This is a genomic window from Vibrio sp. M260112, from assembly GCF_036533775.1.
Lineage (GTDB): Bacteria > Pseudomonadota > Gammaproteobacteria > Enterobacterales > Vibrionaceae > Vibrio.
Window position 1 is genome coordinate 1 of the sequence record NZ_JATABH010000149.1, and the last position, 1,310, is coordinate 1,310.

Annotated in this window: 2 protein-coding genes and 2 pseudogenes; all 4 read left to right on the forward strand. The window is 40.4% G+C overall.

The annotated features are described in order from the left end of the window. Positions 1-143: pseudogene (locus tag QTN95_RS20700) on the forward strand (IS1595 family transposase); the annotation flags it as partial. A 6-nt stretch (positions 144-149) separates the two neighbouring features. Continuing rightward, positions 150-536, forward strand: a pseudogene (locus QTN95_RS20705) (integrase core domain-containing protein); the annotation flags it as partial. A gap of 27 nt (positions 537-563) precedes the next feature. Continuing rightward, complete coding sequence (locus tag QTN95_RS20710; protein ID WP_331418856.1) at positions 564-776, forward strand: hypothetical protein; 213 nt, start codon at positions 564-566, stop codon at positions 774-776. A 2-nt stretch (positions 777-778) separates the two neighbouring features. After that, entirely contained in the window at positions 779-1,165 is a 387-nt protein-coding gene (locus tag QTN95_RS20715; protein WP_331418857.1) for an immunity 26/phosphotriesterase HocA family protein, read from the forward strand. The last annotated feature ends 145 nt before the right edge of the window (positions 1,166-1,310 follow it).

Genomic DNA, 1,310 nt, shown 5'->3' on the forward strand with positions numbered 1-1,310 from the left:
TACCGAGATATCTTGGAGAATTCTGCTTTAGATTCAATCATCGCTTTAACCTTGAGGACATGACCCTTGCACTTTTAAGAGCATCGGTATGCGCACCACCTATGCCAGAAAAGCTTCTCAAGCTAGCTGAGAGTCGGTGGTAATCAGGTAGTAAGTTGACAGGTAAGGCACTCTCTATGGCGTTTGAATCTCGAGATAAGCCCAAAGGCGTGATGTTCCACAGCGACCAAGGAAGTCATTACACCAGTCGTTCTTATCGGCAAATGTTGTGGCGTTATCAAATCAAGCAAAGCTTATCCAGGCGAGGTAATTGTTGGGACAATAGCCTAATGGAGCGGTTCTTCAGAAGTCTAAAGATAGAATGGATACCAGTGTCGGGTTATCGGAGTTTTAGCGAAGCAAGACAGCATATAACTCGTTACATCACGGGCTACTACAGCCAACTCAGGCCACATCAATATAATGGTGGCCTAACACCCAATGAGTCAGAACGACTGTATTGGGAAAACTCTAAAACCGTGGCCAGTTTTAGTTGACCACTACATAGAGATGCTAACCATCACATGGATGACTCGGGTTTTGGTCCTGCAGAATTAGATGTAACTTCAAAAAACAAAGCCGCTATAAGAGGAAGAGAGCAGCAACAAATCGAACTTTTTGGCGGAGCTAAATCTCAGGGGGGAACGTCCGGAAATGCAATCAACGGCATTGCAGACAGTAACCCTAAAGGAGGTTATTATCGCGATGAAGCTATAAAAGAATTTGGAGAACTTTGAAAATGAAAAAAACTCGGAGAAAGGCAGGTGATATCGTTAAGATCCGTCTTGAAGATAATGGTATTTGTTTTGCTCATATATTAGAAGAACCATTAGTAGCTTTTTATGACCGAAAAATAGCTGCTGATAGTGAAATTTCCTTAAATGAAATTGTTACTCTTCCAGTCTTATTTAAAGTTTGTGTCATGAATAAGGCTGTTACTTCTGGTCGATGGGAAGTGATTGGAAACGTTTCTCCCAATGAAGAGCTATTAAAACCTGTGAAGTTCTTTAAGCAAAATAGAATTAATAAAAAAATTAGCTTATATGTAAATGAAGAAGATATACCTGCTACATATAAAGATTGTGTTGGATTGGAACGAGCTGCTGTATGGGGAGCACAGCACTGAGGAATCCCCTGATGATTTAGATAAAAATCATCAAGTTAAGGTAGATGCACATCTTGTCATGTGATCAAATGGTTTCGCCAAAAAACAACAACCAAACAACAAGATGCGCGAACTCAATATCTTACATGATTCTCTCTACCAATTC